General features: G+C 69.5%; 25 protein-coding genes. All 25 read left to right on the top strand.

The genetic code is table 11. The annotated features are described in order from the left end of the window. Nucleotides 1-29 precede the first annotated feature (29 nt). The 25 genes from ACFFIC_RS02065 (at nucleotide 30) to ACFFIC_RS01945 (ending at nucleotide 20617) form a co-directional block, all read left to right on the top strand. The gene (locus ACFFIC_RS02065; protein ID WP_377048380.1) at nucleotides 30-2156 is read left to right on the top strand and encodes a phage tail tip lysozyme; all 2127 of its coding nucleotides are present in this window, start codon (nucleotides 30-32) and stop codon (nucleotides 2154-2156) included. A gap of 2 nt (nucleotides 2157-2158) precedes the next feature. After that, complete coding sequence (locus ACFFIC_RS02060; RefSeq protein WP_377048379.1) at nucleotides 2159-2938, top strand: DNA circularization N-terminal domain-containing protein; 780 nt, start codon at nucleotides 2159-2161, stop codon at nucleotides 2936-2938. Beyond that, entirely contained in the window at nucleotides 2935-3465 is a 531-nt protein-coding gene (locus ACFFIC_RS02055; RefSeq protein WP_377048378.1) for a hypothetical protein, read from the top strand. Before ACFFIC_RS02060 ends, ACFFIC_RS02055 begins: the two co-directional genes overlap by 4 nt. A 39-nt stretch (nucleotides 3466-3504) precedes the next feature. Further along, nucleotides 3505-4761: a phage baseplate assembly protein gene (locus ACFFIC_RS02050; RefSeq protein ID WP_377048377.1), complete on the top strand. Its 1257-nt coding sequence runs from the start codon at nucleotides 3505-3507 to the stop codon at nucleotides 4759-4761. Further along, nucleotides 4758-5252: a phage baseplate assembly protein domain-containing protein gene (locus tag ACFFIC_RS02045; RefSeq protein WP_377048376.1), complete on the top strand. Its 495-nt coding sequence runs from the start codon at nucleotides 4758-4760 to the stop codon at nucleotides 5250-5252. Before ACFFIC_RS02050 ends, ACFFIC_RS02045 begins: the two co-directional genes overlap by 4 nt. Continuing rightward, nucleotides 5249-5695: a phage GP46 family protein gene (locus ACFFIC_RS02040; RefSeq protein WP_377048375.1), complete on the top strand. Its 447-nt coding sequence runs from the start codon at nucleotides 5249-5251 to the stop codon at nucleotides 5693-5695. Before ACFFIC_RS02045 ends, ACFFIC_RS02040 begins: the two co-directional genes overlap by 4 nt. Before the next feature lie 4 nt (nucleotides 5696-5699). Beyond that, nucleotides 5700-6815, top strand: a complete 1116-nt coding sequence (locus tag ACFFIC_RS02035; RefSeq protein ID WP_377048374.1) for a baseplate J/gp47 family protein — start codon at nucleotides 5700-5702, stop codon at nucleotides 6813-6815. Beyond that, a complete protein-coding gene (locus ACFFIC_RS02030; protein WP_377048372.1) occupies nucleotides 6815-7414 on the top strand; it encodes a YmfQ family protein in 600 nt (199 codons plus the stop codon). Before ACFFIC_RS02035 ends, ACFFIC_RS02030 begins: the two co-directional genes overlap by 1 nt. Nucleotide 7415: 1 nt before the next feature. Next, nucleotides 7416-8243, top strand: a complete 828-nt coding sequence (locus ACFFIC_RS02025; protein ID WP_377048370.1) for a glycine-rich domain-containing protein — start codon at nucleotides 7416-7418, stop codon at nucleotides 8241-8243. A 5-nt stretch (nucleotides 8244-8248) separates the two neighbouring features. Next, the gene (locus ACFFIC_RS02020) at nucleotides 8249-8725 is read left to right on the top strand and encodes a hypothetical protein (RefSeq protein WP_377048368.1); all 477 of its coding nucleotides are present in this window, start codon (nucleotides 8249-8251) and stop codon (nucleotides 8723-8725) included. 26 nt (nucleotides 8726-8751) lie between these two features. After that, the gene (locus tag ACFFIC_RS02015; RefSeq protein ID WP_377048367.1) at nucleotides 8752-9390 is read left to right on the top strand and encodes a DUF2635 domain-containing protein; all 639 of its coding nucleotides are present in this window, start codon (nucleotides 8752-8754) and stop codon (nucleotides 9388-9390) included. A gap of 18 nt (nucleotides 9391-9408) precedes the next feature. Then, nucleotides 9409-9597, top strand: coding sequence for a hypothetical protein (locus ACFFIC_RS02010; RefSeq protein WP_377048366.1), 189 nt, complete (start codon nucleotides 9409-9411; stop codon nucleotides 9595-9597). Nucleotides 9598-9609: 12 nt separating this feature from the next. Beyond that, the gene (locus tag ACFFIC_RS02005) at nucleotides 9610-13548 is read left to right on the top strand and encodes a hypothetical protein (RefSeq protein ID WP_377048365.1); all 3939 of its coding nucleotides are present in this window, start codon (nucleotides 9610-9612) and stop codon (nucleotides 13546-13548) included. A gap of 107 nt (nucleotides 13549-13655) precedes the next feature. Further along, nucleotides 13656-14213, top strand: coding sequence for a hypothetical protein (locus ACFFIC_RS02000; protein ID WP_377048364.1), 558 nt, complete (start codon nucleotides 13656-13658; stop codon nucleotides 14211-14213). A 29-nt stretch (nucleotides 14214-14242) separates the two neighbouring features. Continuing rightward, nucleotides 14243-14776: a hypothetical protein gene (locus tag ACFFIC_RS01995; RefSeq protein WP_377048363.1), complete on the top strand. Its 534-nt coding sequence runs from the start codon at nucleotides 14243-14245 to the stop codon at nucleotides 14774-14776. Then, nucleotides 14776-15240: a hypothetical protein gene (locus ACFFIC_RS01990; RefSeq protein WP_377048362.1), complete on the top strand. Its 465-nt coding sequence runs from the start codon at nucleotides 14776-14778 to the stop codon at nucleotides 15238-15240. Before ACFFIC_RS01995 ends, ACFFIC_RS01990 begins: the two co-directional genes overlap by 1 nt. A gap of 4 nt (nucleotides 15241-15244) precedes the next feature. Next, a complete protein-coding gene (locus ACFFIC_RS01985; RefSeq protein ID WP_377048361.1) occupies nucleotides 15245-15976 on the top strand; it encodes a LamG-like jellyroll fold domain-containing protein in 732 nt (243 codons plus the stop codon). 6 nt (nucleotides 15977-15982) lie between these two features. Beyond that, a complete protein-coding gene (locus ACFFIC_RS01980) occupies nucleotides 15983-17332 on the top strand; it encodes a hypothetical protein (protein WP_377048360.1) in 1350 nt (449 codons plus the stop codon). Nucleotides 17333-17334: 2 nt separating this feature from the next. Further along, the gene (locus tag ACFFIC_RS01975; RefSeq protein WP_377048359.1) at nucleotides 17335-17625 is read left to right on the top strand and encodes a hypothetical protein; all 291 of its coding nucleotides are present in this window, start codon (nucleotides 17335-17337) and stop codon (nucleotides 17623-17625) included. Next, nucleotides 17622-17954, top strand: coding sequence for a hypothetical protein (locus ACFFIC_RS01970; RefSeq protein ID WP_377048358.1), 333 nt, complete (start codon nucleotides 17622-17624; stop codon nucleotides 17952-17954). The genes ACFFIC_RS01975 and ACFFIC_RS01970 overlap by 4 nt, the downstream gene beginning before the upstream one ends. Before the next feature lies 1 nt (nucleotide 17955). Beyond that, on the top strand, nucleotides 17956-18444 hold the full coding sequence (locus ACFFIC_RS01965) for a hypothetical protein (RefSeq protein ID WP_377048357.1): 489 nt from the start codon (nucleotides 17956-17958) through the stop codon (nucleotides 18442-18444). Further along, nucleotides 18437-18739, top strand: a complete 303-nt coding sequence (locus tag ACFFIC_RS01960) for a hypothetical protein (protein ID WP_377048356.1) — start codon at nucleotides 18437-18439, stop codon at nucleotides 18737-18739. Before ACFFIC_RS01965 ends, ACFFIC_RS01960 begins: the two co-directional genes overlap by 8 nt. A gap of 48 nt (nucleotides 18740-18787) precedes the next feature. After that, nucleotides 18788-19207 carry a hypothetical protein gene (locus ACFFIC_RS01955; RefSeq protein ID WP_377048354.1) on the top strand — a complete coding sequence of 140 codons (420 nt, stop codon included), beginning with the start codon at nucleotides 18788-18790 and terminating at the stop codon, nucleotides 19205-19207. 52 nt (nucleotides 19208-19259) lie between these two features. Continuing rightward, on the top strand, nucleotides 19260-19928 hold the full coding sequence (locus ACFFIC_RS01950) for a hypothetical protein (protein ID WP_377048352.1): 669 nt from the start codon (nucleotides 19260-19262) through the stop codon (nucleotides 19926-19928). Continuing rightward, nucleotides 19925-20617, top strand: coding sequence for a glycoside hydrolase family 108 protein (locus ACFFIC_RS01945; protein ID WP_377048350.1), 693 nt, complete (start codon nucleotides 19925-19927; stop codon nucleotides 20615-20617). Before ACFFIC_RS01950 ends, ACFFIC_RS01945 begins: the two co-directional genes overlap by 4 nt. The last annotated feature ends 522 nt before the right edge of the window (nucleotides 20618-21139 follow it).

Here is a 21139-nt window from a genome sequence, read left to right as displayed (position 1 = left end):
GGTCAGGATCAAGAAGAAGGCGGAGCGCGATGGCTGAGAATGTCGGCGTGCTCTCCGTCACCGTTACGGCGGTGGACAAGGCCACTGCCACGATCAACGCGGTGCGCGATCGGGTCGGGACGGTTGTCGAGCCCACCCGCCAGCTGACTGCCGCCTTCGGGCGCCTGAGCGAGGCGACGGGCCTGGCCCGGGTCAACGCCGGGCTTTCCACTGCAGCTGGGCACGCTACGTCCTTCGCAAAGAGCCTCGCATTCGCGGCGGTTCCCCTCGCCAGCGGAGGCCTCATCGCGGGTGCCACGAGCTCCGCCACGGCCTTCATCAACACCGGGCGACAGCTTCTGTCCGGCGCCCGCGCGCTGGAGATGAGCGTTCCGCAGCTGCACGCCTTCCAGAATGGCGCGCGGCTGGCGGGTATCGGCGCGGACGATGCGACCGAGGGGCTGAAGTCCTTCAACCAGGTGCTCTACGACGCGGCCGGCGGGCGGAATGCCGACGCTATGGCGGCGTCTCAGCTCCCACGGCTCGGCTTTGCGCTGCGGGATGCTTCAGGCCGGGCCCGGACCGCGGGCGACGCCTTGGGCGACGTGGCCGAGAGCATTGCCCGACTGAACAATGCGCCACGCGAGCAGATGCAGCTCGCCCGGACCTACGGGGTTGAGGCCCTTCTGCCGCTCCTGCGCCGCGGGCGCGCCGGTGTGGCGGATCTGCTGACCGAAGGCCGCCGCATGGGCACGATGACCCGCGACCAGGCCGAGCAAGCGAAGCGCCTGGAGCGGCAGTGGGACAGCATGCGTTCCACCGGCGATAGGCTGGCGCTGACCATCGGCGGGACGCTGGCGCCGGCCATGGAGCGAGGCGTCAACCGCGCGCAGAATTGGGCCCAGGCGAACGAGGGCGCAATCTCGGCTGCGGTGGTGAGCCGCCTCGAGCAGGCCGGCCGAGGCACTTGGTCCTTCGTGTCGGCCGTGGACCGGGCCGTCACCTCGACGGTGGGATGGGAGACGGCGACCACCGCGCTGGAGGTGATGCTTGCCGGGCGGCTGCTGAAGACGCTGACCGGCATCAACGCCGCCACCGTGCTGTTCAGCGCCACCAAGCTCCCGGTCTGGGCACTCCGGATGCTGGGCATCGGCGGATCGGTCATCGGCGCGCAGATGGCCATCAACCAGCTCGCCGAGCAGCGCGACCAGACCGGTGAGCGGCAGCGGGAGCAGGAACGGAACTTCGCCCAGCGCGGGCGGGCCGGCGGCTACTATGACCGCCCGATGGATGACCTGGGGCCGGTCGGCTTCGGACTGGAAGGGCCAGGGCCAATGGGCTTCGGCTCAGGGGCGCAGCGCCGCCGGGTTCAGGACGACGCTCCTGCACGGGGCGGCAGCCGCACCTTCGGCGATGGCCCGGATGCCGTGACCGGCCGGCACGAGGACGCATTCTCGTACTTCCGCTCCCGCGGATGGAGCCCGCAGGCGGCAGCCGGTATCACAGCGAACCTGCACCATGAGAGTGGGGTCCGCCATGATGGGCCGGCGGGTGACGGCGGCATGTCCATGGGTATGGCGCAGTGGAACCGCGACCGGCTGACGGCCTTCCGCGAGTTCGCGGGCGTGGACATCCGCCAAAGCAGCCGCCAGCAGCAGCTGGATTTCATCCACCACGAACTGACCGCCGGCCGCGATCGGCAGGCGCGGCAGGCCGGTGAGGTGCTTCGCGGCGCTCTGACCGCTCGTGAAGCTGGCTCGGCCTTCTCGCGCCTCTATGAGCGTCCGGCTGGGCGGGAGGGTGAGGCCGCATCCCGAGGCCAGACCGCCGAGAACATGCTGCCGCGGCTCAGCCGTGCTGCCCCGCAGAGCACGGCTCAACCGGCCATGCTGCCACAGGCAAGCGCCCCCATCGTGGTGCAGGTCCCTTCGCCCGCTTCGGCCGTACCCGCGCAAGCCGCGCGGCCAGTCGCGTCGCCCTTGAACGCTCCGGCTCCCACCGCGGCGCCGGTGCCGAGCCCCCTGGACGGGTCACAGCCGCAGCGCATGAGCGGGCGGATGGCAGTTGACGTGCGGTTCGCCAATGCGCCGCGGGACATGCAGGTCATCACCCGTACGCAGGGTGCCATTGACGCCGAACCGCCGCGAGTGGAGCGCGCCATGCGGGACTGGGGTTAGACATGAGCAGCTGGCGCGACACCCTGCGGCCGGCCTCCTGGCGCGGCGTGCCGTTCCAGGTGATGGGCAGCGAGGCCCTGTTCGGGCGGCGGGTGCATCTGCACGAGTACCCGTTCCGCGACGAGCCATGGGCCGAGGACCTCGGACGTCGGTCGCGCGCCATGCTGGTCAAGGGCTTCCTGGTCGGCGACGACGTGGCCAGCCAGCTGGAGGAACTGCAGGCGGCGGCCGAGACCAAGGGGCCCGGCACGCTGGTCCACCCTTCGCGCGGCACCTTCACCGTCACCCTGCTGAACCTCGCCGCAGCCGATGCCTGGGACGAGGGCCGGATCGTCCGGCTGAGCATGGAGTTCGTTGAGACCGGCGAGCGGCGCTTCCCGGGCAGCGTGGTCAGCGGCGTGGCCGAGGTGACCGGGGCCTGCGACCTCCTGGACGAGGCGGCCAGCACGGTGGGCATCGAGTGTATCACGTCCACCGTTCAGCAGGGCTACGCCGGCGTGCAAGGTGTCGTTCGGACGGCTCAGGGCTATGTCGCGAGCGCGCGCAGCCTGGTCAGCAGCGCCACCGGAGCCATCCGGAGCGTCTCGTCCGTCGCCGGGGCGCTCGGCTTGGGCGACGTGGGCCGCTTCCTCAACGCGAGTACCAGCCGCGTGAACGGGATCTTCGGGCGCGCCACCTCGCTGACCGGCGGCGTCACCGGGGCACTCTCGCGCTTCAACAGCGCGCGGTCTCAGGTGACGCGTCTGGGGGACACGGTCATGAACCTCGCAGGGCGCCTGTGAGCACGCCGGCCGAGCTGGTGGCCTCCATGCTGGCGCTGGTGGCGGGCGTGGCGGACAGCGCCCCAGACCCTTCCGACCGAGTGCGCCTGCTGCGAGCGCTGGCGGCATCGCCTATGCCGGCCGGTGGCGACGCTGCCCTGGCCGCGCTCGGACGGCGCGCGGCGCTCTCGGCGCTGGCACGTGCCGCTTCGGCCTGCGAGCCGCGGTCCTACGATGAAGCGGAAGCCCTGCGAACCGACGTTTGCGGCCTGCTCGCCGCCGAGGAGCTCATCGCCGCGGATGCGGGGGAGGACTCCATCGTCTCCGCCCTGCGCGCGGTGCGCGGCGCCCTCGACCGGGATCTGCGCCGCCGGGGGGCGAACCTCTCCCCTCTGCGCCAGGTGGAGGTGAAGGCGTCGCTGCCGTCTCTGGTTCTTGCCCAGCGCCTCTACGGCGACGCCGGGCGCGAGCCGGAAATGACCAGGATGGCCGGTGATCCACCGAACCCAGTGTTCATGCCGACCCGGTTCACCGGCCTGGCGCGCTGAGCCATGCCGGCGCCCATGCGCTGATCTAACGGAGGCACGATGCCCGACGACGCACCCATCGTGGAAATTCCCGAGGTCGTCGTCAGTCCCTCTGCGCCCGCTGACCTGCCCCTTCCGCTGCCCCCGCCGCCCGGCGACTACCCAGACGACGAGATGACCATCGAGGTGGACGGCAAGGTCTTCGGCGGCTGGGACACCGTGCAGGTGGTCCGCAGCTGCGAGCAGATGCCGTCGAGCTTCACCATCAGCCTGACCGAGCGGTACCCGGGTGAGGCCGATGAGGTGGTGATCGAGCCCGGCCAAGCCTGCAAGGTGATGATGGGCAAGGACACGGTGCTGACCGGCTACATCGACCGCTACATCCCCGCGCTCGACGCACGCCGGCACACCGTCACCATCATGGGCCGCTCCAAGACGCAGGACCTGGTGGACTGCGCCGCCATCTTCGACACCTTCCAGATCAGTGGCCAGACGGTGGGGCAGATCGCCGTGACGCTGGCGGGCAAGTACGGCATCAGCGTCTCGCTCCCGGCCGGGGAGGGGCCGGTGGTACCGCAGCTCAACCTGCAGCTGGGCGAGACGACCTGGGACGTGATCGAGCGCCTGTGCCGGTTCGCCAAGTTCCTCTGCTACGACGACGCGGAGGGCAACATCGTCCTGCGCCCCGTCTCCACCGAGCGCCATTCCAGCGGCGTCCGTGAGGGCGAGAACGTCATCTCGGCTTGGCCGGACTATGGGATGGACCAGCGGTTCAGCGAGTACCAGGTCTATCCCCTGAGCGTGCTGCCCCTGATGCAGGCCCAGGACGCGGCGGGAGGCGGCGGCCTGCCCGCGCCGATCGGCCAGGCCAAGGACGAGGGCGTCAAGCGCCTCCGCCGCCGCATCATCATCCTGGAGCACTCCGGTACCGGCCCGATCGAGGACGCCGCCCGCGAGCGAGCTGAGTGGGAACAGGCCCGGCGCCTGGGGCGGTCCGAAGACGTGACTGTCTCGGTAGACAGCTGGCGGGACAGCGAGGGGCGGCTCTGGGAACCGAACCGGCTGGCCGACGTGCATATCCCGGCCTGTCAGGTGAAGGACGAGACCTGGATCATCGGCGACGTGACGTTCACCCGCGGCGAGGGTGGAACCACGGCCCGGCTCCACCTCATGAATCCGCGTGGCTTTGATCCGCAGTACGACCCGCTGTTCTCCTTTGGCTGGCAGATCCGCCAGGCGGCGGAGGAGGGGGCGCAGCGCCAAGCGCTCGAGGCAGGCGGCGCCAGCCGGATCAGCGGTACCGGGCCGGGCGTATGAACCCCCGCCAGCTCGCCAGCCGCGTGGGCATGATGTTCGGCCTCGGCCGGATCACCGCCACCCGCACCGACCGCGCCACCGGGCGCAGCACGCTGACGGCGCAGGTTCGGCTGCCGGAAACCGGCGAGGTGCGGGACGATACGCCGGTGCTGTCCCTCTACGGCGTGTCCTCCCGGCCGCGGCCGGGCGCAGATGCCGCGGTCCTTTTCCTCGGCGGAAACCGGGCAGCCGGGGTGGTCATCGCCACCAGCGACGGGCGGTTCACCATCGAGCTCGCCGAGGGTGAGGTCGCGCTCCACACGCACGACGGCAGTCATGTGCACGTCAAGCTGGGCGGCACCATCGCCATCAAGGCCGCGACGAAGGTGACGGTGGACACGCCGCTGCTCGAGGTGACCGGGGACGTGAAGGCGAGCGGCGTCAGCCTCGTGCACCATCGCCACAGCGGCGTGCAGGGCGGCAGCAGCCAGACGGGGGAGCCCGTTCCTTGAGCACGATCGCCATCGCCTGGAACAACCGGACGGGGCAGGGGGACTGGGCCCGGGACGCCTCAGGCCAGCTTGCCGAGGGCGACGACCTCCAGACCGCAGTGTGGATGAGCCTCTTCACCGACCGCCGCGCCGCGCCGGACGACGTGCTGACCGACGGCACCGATGATCGCCGCGGGTGGTGGGCGGACGCCTACTGCGAGAAGCCGCTGGGCAGCCGCCTCTGGCTCCTGGATCGGGCCAAGCACCTGCCGGAGACGCTTCGCCTGGCCGAGACCTACGCCCGCGAGGCCCTGGCCTGGCTGGTGGAGGACGAGGTCGCCGCCCGGGTGGACGTCACCGCCGAATGGGGCGGGCCGAACCTGCTGGTGCTGCTGCCCGTGATCATCCACCGCGACGGCCGGCGCGCGGATCTCCGCTTCGACTGGGCTTGGCAGGGAACCTGACCGAATGCCGTTCACACGTCCTGGCCTGACGGACCTGGTTCGTCAGGTGCTGGCCGACCTTGCCCAGGCTGCCGGCGTGCCGGCGGTGCTGCGCTGGCGGCCCGATCATGCCATGGGGATCGCGGTCGCCGGATTGGTTCGCAACCTCTACGGCTACCTCGACTGGATTTCCCGGCAAGCGGTACCGGCCACCTCCACCGGCGAGTTCCGGGCGGCCTGGGCGGCGCTGAAGGACGTCTTCCCCAAGGAAGCGACCTTCACCGCCGGCGTGGCGGTCTTCTCGGGTGCCCCGGGCACGCTGCTCCCCGTCGGCAGCACGGTGCGACGTGCGGACGGCAGCGCGGGCTACGTCACCACCGCCGACGCCACGGTCGCCTTGGATGGGTCTGTCACCGTGCCGCTGCGGGCCACCGCGGCCGGGCCCGCCGGGAATGGGCCGGGCGGGCTGGCGCTCCTGCTGAGTCCTGCCGTGCCCGGGGTCACCTCGGCTGGTGCGGCGGTGGGGCCACTGACCGGCGGCAGCGATGCCGAGGACGTGGACAGCGACGGCTTCCTGACCCGCATGCTGCTTGCCTATGCCGAACCCGCGCAGGGCGGGTCGGCGCAGGACTACCTGGACTGGGCTCTTGCGGTGCCGGGCGTCACGCGGGCCTGGATCCAGCGGAACGGCATGGGCGCCGGCTCGGTCGTGGTACGCTTCATGATGGATCAGGCGAACGCGGGAGGAGGCGGTTTTCCTGTGGGCGCCGACGGCGTGGCTGGTGCTGAGCCTCGCGCGGTTCACGCCACGGGCGACCAGCTCGCCCTGGCCGATGCCCTCTACCCGCTGCAGCCGGTGACGGCCCTGGTCTATGCCGTGGCACCGGCAGCGCAGCCCATCAACTTCAGCATCGGCGACCTGTCCCAGGACACCGCCGCGAACCGAGCGGCCATCTCCGCCGCACTGGCGGCCATGCTGCGTGCCCGCGGCGAACCCGGCGGGACGATCTTTCCGTCCGACAGCAGCGCCGCCATCGACGGGGTCTTCGGGGTCTCGCGGTTCACGCTGCTGGTGCCGACGGCACCGGTGGCGATCGGGGTGGGCTCCTTGCCGACCCTGGGCACTGTGACCTTCGTCTGATGGCGCTGACCGTTCCCAGCGTCGGCGCCTATGCCGCCGCGATCCTCGCCTACCTGCCGCGCGGACGCATCTGGCCGCGCGACATGGCCGCCAGCATGGCCGTCACCGCCAAGGGGCTCGCGCCAACCGCGCAGCGCCTGGACGCGCGGGCCGTGGCCCTGCTCGCGGACGCCTTTCCGCCGCAGGCCTATGAGCTGCTGCCCGAGTGGGAGCGGACGTTGGGTCTGCCCGACCCCTGCTCTGGCTTGGCCGCGACGCTGCAGCAGCGCCAGGCCCAGGTGAAGGCCCGGTTGACAGCGACCGGCGGCCAGTCCGCTGCCTACTTCATCGCCGTGGCCGCCTCGCTCGGCTTCACCATCACCATCGAGAACTTCGCGCCCGCGCGGGCCGGCCTCATGCGTGCAGGCGATCCCGTCTACGGCGACGACTGGGCGCATGCGTGGCGCGTCCACGCCCCTGAGGCGACCGTCACCTACTTCGCCGCTGGTGCCTCGACCGCAGGCGAGCCTCTCGCTGCTTGGGGCAACGCCGTCCTGGAATGCGCCCTGGCTCGCATCCGCCCAGCACACACCACCCTGACCTTCGCCTACGGGAGCTGACATGCGGCGCATCTTTCATCAGACGGCGGTAGCCCAGCTACCGGCGGTGCCGGCGCTTGCGGGCACGTCCGGCTTCTTCACCGGCGGCAACCCTGGTGCCGGGCTTCCCGCAACTGTGGTGCCCGACTGGTGGCTCAACGGCATCCAGGAAGAGCTGATGGCCTTCCTGACTGCGACCGGCATCACCCCGGACGCCACGACCGCGCAGGTCCTGGCCGCCTGCCGCGCCATGTTCAGCACTGCGCTCCGGGTCATGCGGAACCCGGGCCCTTACACGTTCACGCCGCGCCCCGGACAGACGACCTACGGGTACCTCGTGCTCGGTGGTGGCGGTGGCGGCGGCGCAGCCACTGCGACTGGCTCTGCTGCCTCGGGTGGATGCGGCGGCGGCCTCTCCATCGGCATCGCTACCGGCGTGACCGGTCCTGTGTCGGGCACGGTGGGGGCTGGGGGCATCGGTTCGAACAGCAATGCCAACGGGACCGCGGGCGGCAGCAGCACCTTCGGCAGCTGGGGCGGCGCTACCGGCGGCGCGGGCGGCTACACCAGCGCGGGCGGGGCAATGGCTGTGGTGGGCAGCGCAGGAATCGGGAGCGCCGGTTTTCTGGATCTGCCGGGTCAGGGCGGAGGCACCGGCCAGGTCATCGGCGGCACTTATCTTGGCGGTTCCGGCGGCGGCTCGGCCATCTCGCCCGGCGTGAGCATCGCCACGGGAGCGAGCGGCACGGGCGCCGCCCTTGGCGGTGGCGGTGGCGGCGCAGCGAACAACGGCACCGGCGGCGGCAACGGCGGCAACGGTGGACCCGGCCTCGTGCTGGTTTGGGGGTGAGCGCAATGGCCACTTTTGCATTCGTGCGCGACGGCGTGGTCGCCGAGGTCATCCCCCCGCGGGAGGACAAGGTCCCCCTCGATCAATGCTACCCGCCAGCGATCTTCGCCAACTTCGTCCAGCTCACCACCGCCCAGGCGAAGAAGGTGGAGCCCGGCTGGCTCTATGACGGCACCACCTTCGCGGCGCCCGGCGACCCGGAGCCGCAGGTCGTGCGCGCCCGCATCATCCGGAGCCTCGCCTTCCGCGACCGCCTCTCCCAGGAGAGGCAGCAGGAGATCTCCGTAGCGGCAATGCAGATGGCGGCCGGCGGGGACGGGTCTCTCCTGACCTACCTGCTCAACCAGGCGGCCGGCAGCGTGACGGACCTGGACGACCCGCGCGTCCAGGAGGGCGTCGCCAAGCTCGCAGCGGCCGGCCTGGTCTCGGCGGCAGAGGCCGAGGCCATACTGGCCGACGGTTCTGCCGGCGAGGCGGCCTGACCTTCACCTGACCGGGAGGGTCCGCCTTGATCATCATTCCAAAGCCGGGTCTCAGCATTAAGGACCCGGACCAGCAAGACATCATCCCCGCCGAGGGCAGGGCAGTCGCGAACACCGAATACTGGTTCCGCCGCCTGATCGACGGCGACGTGACGATGGCACCGGCGGGCTACACGCCAGTCCGGCCGATCTTCCAGGAGACGGCGTCCGGCACCACGGCGCAGCGCCCGAACCCTGCCAAGGCCGGCGACTTCCGTCACAACACGGAATTGAAGGCGCCCGAGATGTTCGTGGGCGCACCAGTCGGCTGGCTGGTCTTCGACGGCGGTGCCAGTGGCGCCGCTGCGGCGGGGCAGGCCGCGGGCGAGGCCGCAGGTGCTGCGGCGGCACAGGCCGCCTTGCAGGGCACCGCCTCCGCGATCCGGGCCATCAACGAGAACCTCGCTGGTACCAACAGCGCTGTTGAGATCGTCAACGCCAACCTGAGGGCGGAGATCGCCGCGCAGCGGGCCACGATCGAGGCGCTGCAGGGGCAGGTCGCCGACTTACTGGCCGGCGGCACGCCGCCGGTGACAACGCGACCTGTCGGGCTCACGGCGCCGGTCATCATCGCGCCCTCCCTCGACCTCCCGCTCGGCCTCTCCGTGCCTGTCATCGTGGCCTAGGCGCCCGAAAGGATCCCCATGGCGACCAACGCCCTGCCTTCGACCAAGGACCTTCTGCTGGCACAGGCCAGCCGTGACGCGCTCCAGGCGGCGCGTGATGAGAAGGTCGATCAGATGTTCGCCGAGATCCGCGAGTACTTCGCGGGGCGGATGACGCCTCCCGTGCCGGTGCCGACCGGCGACACCTTCCCGACGATTGCGGCCTAGGAGCCCTCGCGCATGCAGATCCAGTCTTTCGGCACGTGGAGCGGCAACCCCACGTCCTTCACCCAGCAGTGGCAGCGTTCGGGGGCCGCGGGCGGCCCGTGGACGAATGTCGATGGTGCGACGTCCACCAGCTACACGCCGCCCGCAGCGGACAGCGGCAAGTGGTTCCGGGCGGCGATCACCGGCGTCAACGCTGCCGGCCCCAGCTTGGTGCCCCTGTACAGCAACGCTGCGCAGTTTACCGCCAGCCAGCCCAGCGTCCCGGTCATTCCGGAGATCACCTACACCCCGATCGTCGAGATCGTGGACAGCAAGTCTGCGGCCACCACCCAGCTCGGCCTATTTTCCCCTGTTCCCGCCGGTGTGACGCGCACCTTCGTCGGCAACGTCACCATGTCGACCGATAAGACCTATGTCCTTCGCGGCATCAACTCCCTGCAGTTCGAGGCCACGGCGTCGCTGGACGTGACCGACAGCCCGATTGCCGGAGGCGTCTACGACGGCGCCAAGGCGGTGACCTACCCCCTGGACATCCCGATTGCCGAGATCGTGGTGCCGCCGGACCAGGGGGTCACGCCGATCCCGGCCATCACCTACACCTCCAAGCTCAGCACCATTCCGGCCGACGCGGTCGCGGACCTGGACATCGGCACTCTGTCCGTGGTGCCGGCCGGCGTGATCCGCACGGTGACCGGGACGCTCGCGCTCGGCTCGGACCAGCGCGGGGTGGTGCCTGGGACGTCCGCCAAGTTCGCCAACACCCCCGTGGTGCTGAACGTCAAGGACAGCCCCGACCCGGCCTCCAGCCAGTACACCGGGGCGACTGAGGTCACTCTCAGCGTCGCGGTCAACGTCGCCGCCGCGGAGTACCCGCTGGCCGCCCGGTCCGGCATCAAGCTGCTCATGGGCCTGAGCAAGCTCCGCCGTGACTTCTCTGGATCTCCGATCACCACCAGCAGCGATGGCAACCGGGTGGCCGGCTGGGCGGACCAGGACGCCAGCGCCGTCGCCAACATCGGCCAGACCCTGGACCAGTACCGCCCGCTCTACGCGGCCGCCGACGCCCGGTTCAAGAACCGGCGGCCCCTGTACTTCGATGGCTCCACCCGCCGGCACATTGCCTCGCCCAGCGGCATCCTGACCATCGACAGCGGTAACCTGCTCTTGGGCGCCGGCATGGTTCTGATCGACCAGCAGCCGGCCACGCACCATGGCGCCCTGGTCAACGTGCTGTTCGATGGGCAGGACTTCTACTACGACAACGCCTATGGCGGCTGGGCGATTGCCTTCAACCGCAACACCGGCCTGTGCTGCCTGTACTTCAAGAAGGCCGATGGCCAGAACGCCCTGGCCGGCGGTGTGGCGGTCCCCAAGGACTTGGCCGGCGTCATCTCGCTGAAGGTGGAGAACAGCAAGGCCCAGCTTCGCTGGACCCGCAACAACACCGCCATCACGGGCGCCGTCTTCGACTGGCCGGCCGAGTTCCTGAACCGAGCGGGGACGGTCTACTGGGGCCAGGCGGTCCGCAAGAGCACGCCGGGCGTGAACACCGAAAACGTCTTCAACGGGCTGCTCGGCGAGTGCTTCATCAGCATCGTGCCGGGGGATGAGTTCGGCGTGGTGGACGACATCGCGGCCCTCAGCGGCATCGCGTCCAACCTGGTGAGTGGCGGCACGAGCCCGAGCACGGGTGGCGCCACCGGCGGCTCGACCAACCCGTCCAACCCCAGCACGCCCAGCGTGGTCTGGACGGGCGTGGACCCGGGCGTGCCCTACGCGCATTCCAACTTCGACCTGGCGGCGATGCGCGCCGAGGTCCCGACCACTTCGGTGGCGGGCGTCATCTTCACGCCGACCACCCGCGTGGCCGCGAGCGCAAACGAGGTCGTGGGGTTCAATTACACCACCGATGACCGGGCGCTGGCCGCTCAGTACGGCTCCCACGCCCTCGCCTTCGAGCCCGGCAAGCTGCTGGCGACCGACGCGATTGAGCAGGAGATCGGCGGAACGGCTGTCCGCATGCAGGTCGAGCCCCTGCAGGTCTACCCGGACAACACGGTCAAGCACGCCCAGGTCTTCGTGATGAAGCCGGTTCTCGCCGCCGGCGAGGTCAAGCAGGCCCTGGTCAAGAAGGGCTCGGCCGTGGCCATGCCCTCCGGGTCCAACGTCGACATCACCGCGGCCAAGCTCAACGCCTTCACGGCGATCGTGACGGTCCGCGGTGCCCACAAGTGGAGTCGGCTGAACACCCGCCAGAACCCCCGGCAGGATGGCGTCTACACCACGGTCGGGTACGGCACCCCTGTGGATGTCAGCCCGTCTCAGCTCCACACCCAGGAGGCGGCGGCCAGCATCACGCCGGAGTACCGCTCCCGCGGTCCGATCGCGACGCAGCGAACCTACCGCATGAACCTGCAGGACATGCTCCGGGTCGAGGCGGACGTCACGCTGTTCGTGGATGGCACCCAGGAGGTCGACCTGGCGCTCTGCTGCGACCGCCACGGCCCCGGCGTGAACCCGAATGACTACAAGAGCTGGAACGTGCTGTTCACCCTGAACCAGGGCGGCACCAACGTCTTCACCTTCGACGGGCGCCTGGCCATCGGGCAGCGGATCCACAAGTTGGTCCGCAGCGCGCTCTCTCCGGCGCAGAACACGGAGGTCTTTATCCCCATCCATGTCGAGCAGATCGACATGCCGTACAACAAGCGCCTGGGGATGATCCATGCCGTTGGGCTCGACAAGGGCACCAACGTTAGGGCGATCACCGATGCGTCTTATGCGGCGAGCAGCGCCAACCTGCTTGCCAAGAGCGACGCCGGTAAGCCGCTGTCCGCGAACGGGATCAACTTCTACCTGGGTCAGGGCGCGGGCCAGGATTACATTGACATCATCCCGGGCCACCAGGCGCGCTTCCTGGTGTCGGGGCACCCCACCGCCCGCAAGGTGGTCTTTGCCCAGGCCGACACCTCCGGGCACATGATCATCAACCACTTTAACGACGTCACGAAGCGGCCGGTGAACCTCTTTGACACGCCCAATCTCTGGATCGACGGGCGGGGCAAGGTGCCCGATGGGTTCACCTTCCCGGACGAGGCGACCTGGTGGGAACCCGACGGCGCCCACCAGCCCATGCTCCCGGCTTTGGCCTTCTACCTCACGGGGCGGCCGTACTATCAGCGGCTGCTCGAGCACCACTCCGCTTTCTGGGCCGGCGCCTTCTGGTCCTCCCCCCGCACCAAGACGGTCAACGGGGTGACGAAGGACTGGTGCCTGACGCAGAACCTGGGCGGCCGCGAGGCGGGCTGGAACATCCGCGACCAGGTCCTCCCCTTCCTGATGCTGCCGGACAACAGCTTCTTTAAGTCCCGCATCAAGGAGCTGCTGGCCTTCAACTTCCTCTACCTGAATTCCAAGATTTCGGTCTGGAAGGCAGCGCAAGGGGAGCCTTTCGGCTGGCTGCCGGCGCCCTATGTCGCCGGCGACGTCGCCCTCAAGCCTTGGATGCTGGCGCACTACCACACGGCAGTCATGCTCTGCGCCGTCGCCAACATTCCGGGCGCGCGGTTCTACATCGAGAATTTCGCGCACAACTGGAACGTGGGGCGCTACCAGCAGGGCACGGTGGTGCCGATGGAAAAGGCCGACTGGTACAACTTCTTCGTCCGCCGGATCACCAACATCGAGACCTATCCGCCGGACACCACCACCTGGGCCGGCATGAACGAGAAGGCGCAGGCCAACCAGCTCGGCGCCGGCGGCTTCGACTGGGATGGTGCCTATGCCCGTCAGGGCATGCGCGCCTTCGCGGCCGAGATGAACATCTTCAACCGCCCCGCCGACCGAGCCACACTGGCTCAGTACATCGCCAAGGGGCCGCCCTACGCGAGCACTGAGGACTACCGGAACACGCCGCAGGAATACGTCCGCCCCATGCCCTGGGTGGCCTGATCCGGCAGCCGCGCGTCACCGGGCGCGCGGCGCCCTTCGCTTCCCTCTGCCCACCCGTGCGCCTTCCAGGCGCGGCGGCACCTGCCCATGCCTGAAAGGACCGGCCCATGTCTTCCATCACCACCGCCAACCGTAACCGGGCGGCCGACGCCGTCGCGGCCCGCTTGAATGGCGGTGTGCTGCGCATCTACTCCGGAGCACCGCCGGCCGACGCCAACACCGCCCTGTCGGGCAACACGCTCCTTGCGGAGCTCACGTTCGCCGCCACGGCGTTCGCCGCTGCGGTCAATGGCGTGGCGACGGCGAACGGCATCACGGCAGACAGCGTCGCCGATAACTCCGGGCGGCCGACCTTTGCGCGCGCCTTCGAGACGGGCGGCACGACGGCGGTCTGGGACCTCCGCGCTGCCTTTGCCTGGGGAGCGTCGACCGCCTACTCCATCGGTGACCGTGTGGCGAATGGCGGCAACCAGTACCGCGCAACCGCAGCAGGAACCTCCGCGGCTTCAGGAGGGCCCTCCGGCACCGGCGCTTCCATCACGGATGGGGGTGTGACCTGGGCCTATGAGGGGGTCGCCGAGCTGGTGTTCCCGGGCGGTCCCAGCATCATCCAGGGCGGCACGGTATCCGTGACGGCGCTGACCTACACGCAGTCCGGCAGCTAAGCGCCGCAGCGCCCGAGGGAGCGTCTTGCATGGACTATGACCTGCTGCGCGCCGAGCTCGCGTCTCCTGCCTATGACGGCCTCTCGGACCAGGCGGTGGCCGATGCCCTGAACGCGCGCACCATCCCCGTGGCGGTAGACGTGCCAACGTCCGATGCCCGCGGGCTGCTGCTCGGCACCGGCGAGTGGGGCGCGCTCTGCATCCTGGCCGAGCGCCAGACCAGCGATCCGACCGAGATGATGATCCGGGCGGCGGCCATCACCGCCCGCGACAGCATGCTCCACACCACGACGCTGGAAACCTCGCGCCCGCTCTATCTTGGCGCGGTGACCCAGATGCTCGGCGCCCTGGTCATGGCGCAGGCCATCAGTGCCGACAGCCATGCCGCGCTGCTGGCCATGACCCAAAGCTCCCGCTCCCGTGCCGAGGAGCTCGGCCTGCCCGTGGTCACCGATCAGGACGTGCTGACGGTCCGTGTGACCATCGAGCGCGAGCTCAACCCGCCACCCTCTGCAGCGGAGCCGGTGTTTCAACCGCCCGCCTTCCTAGGACCGCCGCAGTAATGCCCACAAACGTCACCTGGGGGCCGCTGACCGTCAGCGACGCGATCCCGTCGGCATCCCTCAACAGTTTCCCGTCCGGCACGGCCGCGGCCAACCACGTGCTGGGCGATGCGATCGACAACACCCTGGGTCCGACCATGGGTGATCTGGAGATCGTGCTGGCCAGCGGGGTGACGACGGCCGCCAACACCTCGCCCTATGTGAACGTCTGGCTCATCCCGGCGCTGGACGGGGTCAACTTCGGCACCACCAACGGCGGCACCACCGCGGGCCCGACCCAGAACACCTATTCCGTTGGGCCCATCATGGTTCCGGCCAGCACCTCGGTGAAGGTGATGCACCTGCGCGGCATCGTGCTGCCGCCGTGCCCCTTCAAGATCATGATCAACAGCCAGATCGGCGTCGCTTGGCCGGCATCGGGCAACACGGCGAAGCTCTACCGCTACGGCGAGCGGGCCAACTGAGCCCATGCCGATCTACGGCGCTCATCGCTACGGCTTTACGCACGCCCGCGAGCGTGCGCCGGAGGGGCCGGTGGAGATCATCCCCGGGGGGGCGAGCGTGCTGTTCTGGCCGGGCGCCGGCGGCGGCGTGCTGGGACGTGCCAGCCGTGTCTTCACGACCGCCGTTCCGCCCATGGTGCGGCCGGGCCTTTGCGGGCTGTGCTGGGACTTCGCCGGCAACACCTACGGCACGGGCAACCATCGCATCGGCGCCCAACTCAACCGCTCCGCTCAGGCCGAAAGCTCCTGGGAGGCGCTGGTGCGCTGGCGCAACGTCAGCGTCAACAACGTCCTTGCGGTCATGAGCAACGGCACGGACGGCACCTCGAGCACCAAGGATCACACGCTCGGCGGCACCACGACCAACGCGCCCTATTACTCGGTCTGGGATGGCAGCAGCCGGCAGGCGCAGGGTCCTGACAATATGTTCGCCGATGGCGACATCGTTCATCTTGTCGGCGTTTCGCGCTTCACGGCTGTCACGCTCTACGTCAATGGCATCGAGACCGCCAAGACGGGATCGGCCAATCCCGGTGAATTCTACAACCCGCATTATGCGGTGATCGGTGGCGCCAACGCCGTGAATTTCCAGGGCGAGGTGTACTACGTCGCCTGGTATGATCGTCAGCTTTCCCCGGCCGAGATCGGGGCGCGCTGTGCCGATCCTTTCGGACTTCTTGTGCGCTCGGGGCGCTGACCCACCATGCGCTTCCGCTCCATCGCGTCCCTGCTCAACACCGCGAGCATCGCCAGCGTAACGGGCGCCGGTTCGGCCAGCGTCGGGCCGCCAATGCTTGCCGGCTCGGGCGGCGTCATCGCTCCGGCTTATGCGGGTGGCGGCGCAGTGACCGTCGGTGCCCCGGCCCTTGCTGGAGCGGGCAGCCGGACTGTTCCGGCCTTCTCTGGCACTAGCGGCCTCGCTCTCTCTGGACCGACGCTGGCGGCAGCCGGCAGCCGGACGGTCCCAACCTTCTCGGGATCTGGCGCGCTCGCCATCGCGGCGTCTGTTATCGCTGCCGTCGGGTCGGTGGTGGCCCCTGTCTCCGGCACGGCCGCGGCCTTTGTCGCCGCGCCTGCCGTGGCCGGTGCGGGCGCTGTCACCGCCCCTCAGTTCTCCGGCGCGGCGGCTGTCTCGGTGCGTGGTCCTGCGCTCGGCGGCACGGGCAGCACCGTGGCCCCAGCGTTCACGGGGACTGGCTCCGTGGCGGTGTCCCGCCCGGTCATTTCCGCCAGCGGCGCTGCGGCGGTGCCCGTCTACACCGGCGCGGCCGCGGTCTCGATCGCCACCGCTTCGGTATCGGCCACCGGCACCTTCTCGCCGCTCTACGCTGGCGCCGGCAGCCTTGCTCTGGCAGCCCCCAGGGCGTCGGGGTCCGGCACCGCCCTTGCGCCCGGGATCTACGGGATCGGGGCGGCGTCGATCGCCAGCCCTTCCCTGGTCGGCACCGGCGCCAGCCAGACGCCGCTATTCGCCGGGACCGGCGGCCTGGCCGTCCTCCGCCCCACCGCAGCGGGGTCGGGGATTGTCACCCTCCCTGTCTCGGGCGTCGCCGGCGTCTCCATCGCTGGGCCGACGCTCTCTGCATCAGGGACACACACTGCTCCGGCCTTTGCAGGCGCGGGTGCGGCAACGATCGGTCGCGCTTCCGTCGCAGGTTCCGGCGCGGCCGTACCGCCGAACCTGACCGCCTCCGGCGCCACCGCTGTTTCGGGTCCGGTGGTCACCGGCTCCGGCGCCCACGTCGCGCCGTCCACCGCCGGTGTCGCGGCAGGGGTTATCGCGCCTCCGGCCCTTTCGGCGGTCGGCAGCTACGAGCCCGGACAATTTCCCGGCGAGGGTGGCGTTTTCGTCCAGGCACCGCAGATCGCCGCCAAGGGCGCCTTCACCTTCGGGCAAGTGGCAGACTTCGATGTTCTGGCTGACCTGAGCCTCTGCAGGGCGCTGCGGGCCAGGCTGGACGTGTCGCAGCACTTGGCTGGCCACCTCACCATCGCGCCGCGGCTGTCCGCGCGCCTCGCAATTATCGGCCACGTGGGACCGGAGGACTTCTGACGATGAGCGCACTTCGTGTGTGGAAGGGGCAGGAGTGCCGCGCCCTGCTGTCTTTCGTGGATGAGGCGGGTGCACCTATCGCCGCCACGGGCGTGACCATCACCGCTCGCTCTCCCGTTTCCAACGTGCTGCTGCCGCTGGTCCCCGTCCAGCTGCCAGGGGTCGGCAAGTTCGCGGCCGACTTCATCGGTGCTGAGGTTGGCGTCTGGTGGGTGCGCGGCCAGTGCACAGGGCCTGCAATCGCGGTGGATGAGGCGTCGGTCACCGTGTTCGCGTCGCAGGTCATGGCATGACCGCCCTAGGCCGCTTCCTCATTGGCTTGTGCCTGTTGCCCTGCCTGGTGCTGGGCGGTCTGGCACTCCCGTTCATCCTGGCCTGCAACCGCGGCAGCTACGCAGAGCGGACCGGCAGCGCCGCGTCCTGCATGCTCAACGCCATGACCGGCGGGCCTCGCGAGGTCACCTTCTCCGCGTGGCGCTGGCAGCTGCTGCTGCACGGCAAGCGGGGCGCTGCTTGGTGGGTCGACGCGGTGGACGGCTTCGGGCTGCGCTCCGGGCACTGCCAGGCGGCGTGGGCGTCACACATTGCGCGCGGGCTGCTGCCGCTGCGCAGGGAGGTTTAGTATGCCCAGCAGCCCGAACCTTCGCGCGATCGGCAGTACCGGCAGCAGCGACGCGGCCCTGGCGGCCATCGCAGAAGTGACGGCCAGGGACCGTCCTGTCTCTGGTCGATGGTTTCGCGACCCCTTCCGCTATCCGCAGTGGCTAGAGGCAACGTTCGCCGTCACCTGGCTAAGCTGGTCAATGGCGAACACCCTCTCTCCCGACGCGCTGACAGACCGACCGGGCTTGGCGGTGCTGAATGCGCTCGGTGGCTGGCTGTGGCCGTGGGTCGGCTTCGTCCTCTTCCCCTGGCAGATTATGGCGCTGCGGATGGGCAGCCTGTGGCAGCGGGCGGTGGTGCAGACGATGGGCTACGGCATCCTCGTGCATGTCACGATCTCAGTTGGCTCAATGAGCCTGGACCCGTTCTCGCCCATCATCACGCTGTTGCTCGCGCTGACCACCATCGCAGGCATCCTCTCATGGAGGTTGTGGCGCCGATATGCCTAGCCTGACGGCGGAGCAGATCATCGCGATCGGCTCTATGCTCTTCGCCGGCATCGCAGGCGTGCTCACCGCCTTCGGTGCCATCCGGTCACGGCGCGACGCCATCAACCGAGAGGACGAGGAGGAGCTGGAGACAGCTCTAGCCCAGACCCGGCGCCGGCTCGTCCATGCCCATACGTTCATCAGCACCCTGACACTGGCCGCCGTGGCGATCCGCCACGAGGCGGCGGAGCGTCTGATCCGAGCGAATGCGGCGGCGGCCCTGCCAGAGGTGCCGGTCTTCAAGGACGTCGAGTAACCCCGCCGCCGGGCGGTTCTCCCGGCACCTCGCCCATCGGAGAATTTCATGAACGCAATGACGTGGGCTCCCGTCTGGGAGGCCGTGCTGGCGCAGCTTGTCGTGCCGGCCGTGGCGGCCGCCGTCGGCTCGCTCGGCGCCTACCTGCTCACCCTGCTCCCCGGCCCACTGCAGCGATTCCTTTCGAGCAGCACCCGGCAGCGGGATATCGAACTCGTCGTGGCCGCCATGACCCGGAAGGCGCTGGAGCGGCTGATGAGTGGGGGAGGGGGCTCCTCCCTGCCGGCGCTGATCGCCGATGACGTGGTCGCCTACGTCAAGACCAACCTGCCCGAGGTGATCGCCAAGCTGGCACCGTCTGAGGACGCCCTCAGGACGATGGCCCGTTCTGCCATGGCGGAGGCGATGGCGCGCCTGACGCCCTCCAGCTCCACGCCTCCGACCTCCTCCAACCTTCGGCTCGGCTAATCGAGCGGGCGCAGACAGCTCTCCGCCCGCGCCCGCAATAGGAGGCCCGCCTGTGCCCATCCCACTCATCGCCTTAGCAGCCGCGCCGCTGGTGAAATACGCCATCGACCTCGTTCCCGAACTCCTCGGTGCGGTCGCGGGAGATAAGACGGGGCAGATCGCCGAGCGCGTGATCGGCGTGGTGAAGGCCGCCACCGGGGCGGCCGACAAGACGGAGGCGCAGAACATCGCCGCTGCCGACCCGGTGGTGATGATCCAGATGCGGCTCGGGCTCGCGCAGATCGCCAAAGAGGTCGCGATCGCCGAACGCCAGGCCGAGATTCAGATGCAGGCCAACGCGCTCATGGACGTTGAGCGAGCGCGCCAGATGACCCTCACCTTCGCCACCCAGAAGAACCCGCTGGCCTGGGGCGCGGCGGTCATCACCCTGCTCATCCTCGGTGGCTACGCTTGGCTGAACTACCTGATCCTCAACCATCACGTGTCATCCGAGAGCATGACGCTGGTGCTGGGGATGCAGAAGCACATGGAGACGCTCTCCACGGCCGCGGTCTTCTACTGGGTGGGCTCCTCCCGCGGCAGTGCTGCCAAGGACGAGGCTCAGCGGCGTAGCGACGCCGTGCGGGACACCCCGCCGCCCGCCTTGGTGCCCCGCCCGGACGCCACCGCCGACGAGCTCATGGCGCCCTCGAACTCCCGCGTCTGGAGGCCTACCCGGTGAGCAGCCCCTTCCTCTATGCGGGCCTGACCCCGCCCGCCCGCCTTGCCTCCCTGGCGGCTGAGCTGGCCGACGCTGCGGGTGCGCTGGCGGGCTATTCGGCCTCGCCTGCGGCCATCCCGTTTCCCACGCCGCCGGGCGCCCCAGCGCCAGCGCTGGTGCCTGCCATCGCGCGCTTCGATGCCTGCCTGGACTTTACGCTGCTGGAGGAAGGCGGCTTCGCCAACAACCCGCGCGACAAGGGCAAAGCGACCAACATGGGGATCACCATCGCCACCCTCACGCGCTGGCGGCAGCGCGCCGACCCGAGCGCCACCGTGACGGTGGCTGACGTGCGCGCCCTGACCCGCGCCGAGGCACGCCAGATCTACTTCGCCTGGTACTGGAACGCGAACCGCTGCGAGGCCATGCCGATCCCGGTAGACCTCACCGTGTTTGACTTCGCGGTGAACTCAGGCGGCGCCATCCGCGAGATCCAGGAGCGGCTCGGGGTTCAGGCGGACGGGGTGGTGGGGCACCTGACCCTGACCGCCATGCAGCGGTTTGACCCGACCGACCTGGCCGAGCGGATCTGCGATGTCCGCATGGAGTACCTGCGCAGTCTTGAGAGCTGGGCCGACTTCCAGGACGGGTGGACGGCGCGGGTGGAGCGCGTGCGGGCTCAGGCTCGCAAGCTGGCCCTGGCGGCATGACCAGCCGCCTTACCGGCCCCTACTGGCGCCAAGGCTGCGGTGGCGCTGAACGGACGAGCGCTCTGCGACCTGCTTATCGTTTCCAACTTCTCCCTCCGGCAGATCGCGGAACTCCGGAAGGAGGATCAGAAGGTCACGGTGGGCCAGGTTGAGGCGACCCTGACGCGGCTGGCGGAGGGGTGGGGATGTGAAGCTGGCCAGCCTTCCCGGCGCTCTTGTACCGGTCGGGAGGCTGGTCCTTCTGGCAGTGTGACTACCGCTGCCGCATCTCGTACTGGAGCGCGACGTGCAGCTTGTGGATGCGCTCATCCACAGCCTTGAACAGTTCCTTCACCGCATCGGTCTTGATCGCCAGAGGGTCGATCCCCACGCTTAGAACCGCATCACAGGACGGGCAGGAGTAGGCAACTCCTTTGTAGCTGCGGGCCGTGCCCTTCACCTCTGGATTGGAGAGGCGCACGGACGAGAGGGTGTTCTTGCAATGGGGGCATTTTGCCACGGTAGCTTCCTTCTGTGTGTGGA

The sequence above is a fragment of the Muricoccus vinaceus genome (assembly GCF_042433125.1).
Lineage (GTDB): Bacteria > Pseudomonadota > Alphaproteobacteria > Acetobacterales > Acetobacteraceae > Roseomonas > Roseomonas vinacea.
This window is presented reverse-complemented; position numbering and strand designations above follow the sequence as displayed.

Coding starts and splice junctions, on each gene's coding strand:
- ACFFIC_RS01990 (WP_377048362.1), top strand. CDS start 14,776: ATGCCCACAAACGTCACCTGGGGGCCGCTGACCGTCAGCGACGCGATC.
- ACFFIC_RS01995 (WP_377048363.1), top strand. CDS start 14,243: ATGGACTATGACCTGCTGCGCGCCGAGCTCGCGTCTCCTGCCTATGAC.
- ACFFIC_RS02020 (WP_377048368.1), top strand. CDS start 8,249: ATGGCCACTTTTGCATTCGTGCGCGACGGCGTGGTCGCCGAGGTCATC.
- ACFFIC_RS01955 (WP_377048354.1), top strand. CDS start 18,788: ATGAACGCAATGACGTGGGCTCCCGTCTGGGAGGCCGTGCTGGCGCAG.
- ACFFIC_RS01975 (WP_377048359.1), top strand. CDS start 17,335: ATGAGCGCACTTCGTGTGTGGAAGGGGCAGGAGTGCCGCGCCCTGCTG.
- ACFFIC_RS02030 (WP_377048372.1), top strand. CDS start 6,815: ATGGCGCTGACCGTTCCCAGCGTCGGCGCCTATGCCGCCGCGATCCTC.
- ACFFIC_RS01970 (WP_377048358.1), top strand. CDS start 17,622: ATGACCGCCCTAGGCCGCTTCCTCATTGGCTTGTGCCTGTTGCCCTGC.
- ACFFIC_RS02010 (WP_377048366.1), top strand. CDS start 9,409: ATGGCGACCAACGCCCTGCCTTCGACCAAGGACCTTCTGCTGGCACAG.
- ACFFIC_RS01965 (WP_377048357.1), top strand. CDS start 17,956: ATGCCCAGCAGCCCGAACCTTCGCGCGATCGGCAGTACCGGCAGCAGC.
- ACFFIC_RS02045 (WP_377048376.1), top strand. CDS start 4,758: ATGAACCCCCGCCAGCTCGCCAGCCGCGTGGGCATGATGTTCGGCCTC.
- ACFFIC_RS02025 (WP_377048370.1), top strand. CDS start 7,416: ATGCGGCGCATCTTTCATCAGACGGCGGTAGCCCAGCTACCGGCGGTG.
- ACFFIC_RS01980 (WP_377048360.1), top strand. CDS start 15,983: ATGCGCTTCCGCTCCATCGCGTCCCTGCTCAACACCGCGAGCATCGCC.
- ACFFIC_RS02050 (WP_377048377.1), top strand. CDS start 3,505: ATGCCCGACGACGCACCCATCGTGGAAATTCCCGAGGTCGTCGTCAGT.
- ACFFIC_RS01960 (WP_377048356.1), top strand. CDS start 18,437: ATGCCTAGCCTGACGGCGGAGCAGATCATCGCGATCGGCTCTATGCTC.
- ACFFIC_RS02000 (WP_377048364.1), top strand. CDS start 13,656: ATGTCTTCCATCACCACCGCCAACCGTAACCGGGCGGCCGACGCCGTC.
- ACFFIC_RS02035 (WP_377048374.1), top strand. CDS start 5,700: ATGCCGTTCACACGTCCTGGCCTGACGGACCTGGTTCGTCAGGTGCTG.
- ACFFIC_RS01985 (WP_377048361.1), top strand. CDS start 15,245: ATGCCGATCTACGGCGCTCATCGCTACGGCTTTACGCACGCCCGCGAG.
- ACFFIC_RS02065 (WP_377048380.1), top strand. CDS start 30: ATGGCTGAGAATGTCGGCGTGCTCTCCGTCACCGTTACGGCGGTGGAC.
- ACFFIC_RS02060 (WP_377048379.1), top strand. CDS start 2,159: ATGAGCAGCTGGCGCGACACCCTGCGGCCGGCCTCCTGGCGCGGCGTG.
- ACFFIC_RS02005 (WP_377048365.1), top strand. CDS start 9,610: ATGCAGATCCAGTCTTTCGGCACGTGGAGCGGCAACCCCACGTCCTTC.